This is a genomic window from Streptomyces sp. NPDC044033 (assembly GCF_056434425.1).
Genome location: NZ_JBWKFF010000063.1, coordinates 1 through 3,747, shown reverse-complemented (window position 1 = coordinate 3,747; position 3,747 = coordinate 1). Strand labels below are relative to the sequence as shown.

General features: G+C 69.2%; 2 protein-coding genes and 1 pseudogene. 1 reads left to right on the top strand and 2 read right to left on the bottom strand.

What is annotated here, in order from left to right:
- Positions 1 to 375: 375 nt before the first annotated feature.
- Entirely contained in the window at positions 376 to 789 is a 414-nt protein-coding gene (locus AC07AB_RS40140) for a DinB family protein (protein ID WP_478577657.1), read from the bottom strand.
- Between the two features lie 1,266 nt (positions 790 to 2,055).
- Positions 2,056 to 2,559: a hypothetical protein gene (locus tag AC07AB_RS40135; RefSeq protein WP_478577656.1), complete on the bottom strand. Its 504-nt coding sequence runs from the start codon at positions 2,557 to 2,559 to the stop codon at positions 2,056 to 2,058.
- 35 nt (positions 2,560 to 2,594) lie between these two features.
- Here AC07AB_RS40135 and AC07AB_RS40130 point away from each other — a divergent pair.
- Positions 2,595 to 3,747 (top strand): annotated as a pseudogene (locus tag AC07AB_RS40130) (hypothetical protein); the annotation flags it as partial.

The window sequence follows — 3,747 nt, the reverse complement described above, 5'->3', positions numbered from 1 at the left end:
GCCCACCACCATCGGGATACCGCATACCTCCGGCTTACCGCACACGACCTCAACCGTCAGCAGGGCCAGAACCCCCACAGTTAATGATCTCTAGCAGCGCTTCGATCTTGGCGGCGTACTCTACGGCTTCCACTCGTTCCGCCTCCTCGCCGTCGATCGGCCGCTGCATGAGCTGCACCTGTGGCGCACGGATGGACCGCATCACCGACCTCCAGACGGCGCACCTTCACCAGCTCGCCGCGCTCCCGACGGCCGCCCGCCCGGCCGGCACCCAGGTCAGGCCCGCCGGATGCTCCAGTACCGCGTCCAGCAGCTCGGCACGCGCAGACGGTCAGCGATGCCCGCATCCGCAGGATGCTGAGTCCGTGGCCGACCCTACTCAGCGTCCTGTGCCTCGATGAGGTCGAGATCGCGGACGCAGAAACCGTGGTGCTCGAAGGTCTCGTTGAGCACCGTGCCGAGGCACTGGCGCACCAAGCGGCCCCGGGCGTACGGCGGCCAGACATCGTCGTCGGGCACCGGCGCTCGCGCTGCGAGCTGTACAGCGGTGACCTCGTCGAGCCAGGCCTCGAGCTCGGCGGCCTGTGCGTCACGCACGCTCACGATCTCGTCGAGGGCCGGATCGAGCGAGAGGTCAAGCCCGTGCGCTCCACGGTAGGGCTCGATGGTCGTCCCGATGCCCATCGGCGTGAATAGCTCCGTCGAGCCCAGGCAGCAGCGGCGGAACCACGAGTCGTGGACGAAGACCAGGTGGCGCATCGTCTGCACTGCCGACCACTCCTCGTTCACGCTGCGGCGCTCGATGCCGGGCGTACAGCGGATTCGCGAACGAGGCCGTCGACATGGCCCAGGGCGCCTTCAACCGGGCGAAGCGGCAGGCGGCTCCCGGGTGCTGGCCTTCACCAAACTCATTGAGGCCCGTGCCCACGCCCGCGAGAACGACCCCCGGGCCGCCTTCCGGTCCCTGGCAGCCTCGGAGAACCTCCTGGACCAGGCGAAGGCCGACAGCGGCGACGAACCCGCGTGGATCGACTTCTACGTGCACTCCCGGATGTCCGCCGACGCCGCCGAGATCTGCCGCGACCTGAAGAACCCCAAGATGGCCCTGACCTGGAACAAGCAGGCCACTGCCATGGCCCCCCGGGACCTTCACCCGTTCCGTCGGAATGCGGCTCGCCATAGGGGGAACCGCCCACCTCCAGGCCCGCGACCTCGACCACGGCCTCGAACTCGGCAACCGGTCCGTCGACATCCTCGCCCGCGTCCAGTCCACCCGGGCCAAGGACTACGTTGCCCAATTCAACGCAGCCCTGGCCCCTGGGCGCGCGAACCGGCCGTCCGCGAGTTCGTCCAGCGAACCCGCAGGGAGCTCGGCATCGCCGCCTCACGGTTCAACCGGCGGGCAGCTGAGAGGCATGAAAAGATCCGCCCACCGAATGGTGGGCGGATCGGTTTGCCTTGCCGACGTTTTGTTATGTCGATATTTCCCACGGGCCGGCCGTGCTGATCTGTATATACCCGGGCCCAGGGATTCTCAAGGTTCCCCGAATGGATCCGGAATCCAGCAGCTCTGTAACCTTTTCCCCGGTCCATGAAATGTGGACAATGTTTATTCCCTGATCAGCTTTTCGCTGATCGAATGAGTACCCGATGGAATGAACCCCCGCAGGGCACTGCAGCGCATCTGCGGCTTCGCCTTTGATGGTGCCTGACAGTGTTCGCGCCGTGTTAGCTGGCAATGCGCGCAGGCGCCAGCGAGAGATTCCACCTCCACTCTCCGTGCCGGCCTTCCGTTCGACATGGACGTGGGTGTATTTCGGCTCAAGTAGAAATCGGTATGGCTTCCTTCCCCACGTCGATACCGCCAGAGGGCCTCGCGCTTCACGTTCCGGCGTTTTGGTGACCCCGGATGCAAAGAATGAGCTGGTCCACCCCAGGGAGCGTATTTCCACAAGTGTTGGCTGCCCGGGGGTGTGATTGATCTCCACTTCACGGCTTCGCCATCCTTGATAGGGAATTTCCTCTTTCATCCAGTTTCTCCCCTATTTTGAGCTTTCAACGCCCCATGTTAAAGGCCGCGCTGAGCGGGCCCGCCGGGATGAGGCCCGTGCGGCTGCTCAGGAGCGGGCGGAACACGAGCGGGCGGCCGCGGCGGCCGCTGACGCGCTGCGCCAGGTGCTGGCGTGTGCGGACTGCGGGCAGCAGCGGGCGGCCGGGCTGTGCGGTTACCGGCGCCGGACCGAGGCCCTGATCGCGGAGGCCGGCCTGGTCGCCGCGACCTGGTCCGCCGACCTGACCGACCGGGCCGACGTCGACGCCGTCACCGACCACGTCCGGGCATCGTTGGCGGAGGACATCACGCGGGCGCAGGGCAAGTTCATGGCGATGGTGGAGCCGGGCGAGCTGGACGCGGACCCGGTCGCGGCAGCGGCCGCCCTCGCCGCCCTCCAGACGGTGGAGCAGGCGCTGCCGGAGTACCGCGGCAGCGCGCTCGGGTGGCTGGGGCGGACCGAGGAGGCCGAAGCGGAGGCCCGCCGGGCGTACAAGACCGAGCAGCACCGGCGCTGGCCCGGTTCCTGCGCGAGCTCCTCGACGTGCACGGCGTCACCCTGCGACAGCTGCAGGACGCGGTGCCGTACGCAAAGTCGACGATCAGCGACAACCTCAGCGGAAAGGTACCCCCGAAGGCATTCGTCGACGCGGTGGTCACCAAGAAGCGCAAACGGGCCCCGGACCTCGAGCGGGAACGCCTCGGCGCGCATCAGTTGGCGCTGCTCCTGCTGCGCCTGGTGACCCGCCTCCAGGAAGACCTGGAGGCCCTGTCCGCGGCGCCGGCCGCCGCCCGGGAAGAGGTCGAGGCCATGACCGCGCAGCTGCACATGGCAAAGCAGGAGCTGGAGCTGGCCCGCCGGGCCCGGCACGAGGCCGAACTCCTCGCCGCCCGGGCCCAGGACCGGGCGGCCGGCCTCCAGGCGGAACTCGCCCGGCTGCGCACCGCGATGCCCTCCGGCATCAACGCCGTGGCCGGGCCGCACACGCTGCCGGCGGAGCTGCAGGAGGAAGTACTTCCTCGCCGACGTCGGCCGCGCCCTGCGGACGGCGGAAGGCTTCCTGCAAGAAGGAGTCCGGCGCCGCGAGCGCATCGCGGCCGACCTGCCGGCCCCGGTCGCCGGCGCGGGCATCCGGCCGGAGGTGTGGCAGGGCATCGCGCTGTTCACCGGCCGGGCGCTGGGCGGTCTGCTGATGATGGGCGGCGCGATGCTCGACTTCGCGATCGTCACCTGTTTCGGCCGCCACTCCAGCGGCTTTGTGCGGTGCTGCTGGTCGACCCGTGGGATCTGTACTTCGACTACTGGCCCGCGGTGCGGGCGAAGCTGCGGCGCCAGCCGGGCCGGTTCAGCTGGACCATCAACCTCAACGACGTCTTCAGCCGCCTCTGCCGGCTCGCCTGGGGCCTGGCGGCGGCCGGCGCGGCGGTGCTGTGCGCGGCGACCGTGTTCTGGTGGCCGCCGTGGCTGCTGCTGGCCACCGTGCCCGCGGCCCTCTACCTGTGGGCGGGCACCGTCCGCAGCAACAGCATCCCGCTGGTCAACGTGATGCTGCACCTGACCAGGCAGGTGGCCCGGCTGTTCCCCGGCACCCCGCTCGCCCGCGCCTTGCGGCATCGAGACCGCCCACGCCGCGGCGCCCGCCTCCAGGCCGGCGACCGAGCGCTGAACCGTCCGTACGGTTGCCGTCGGCCGGAGC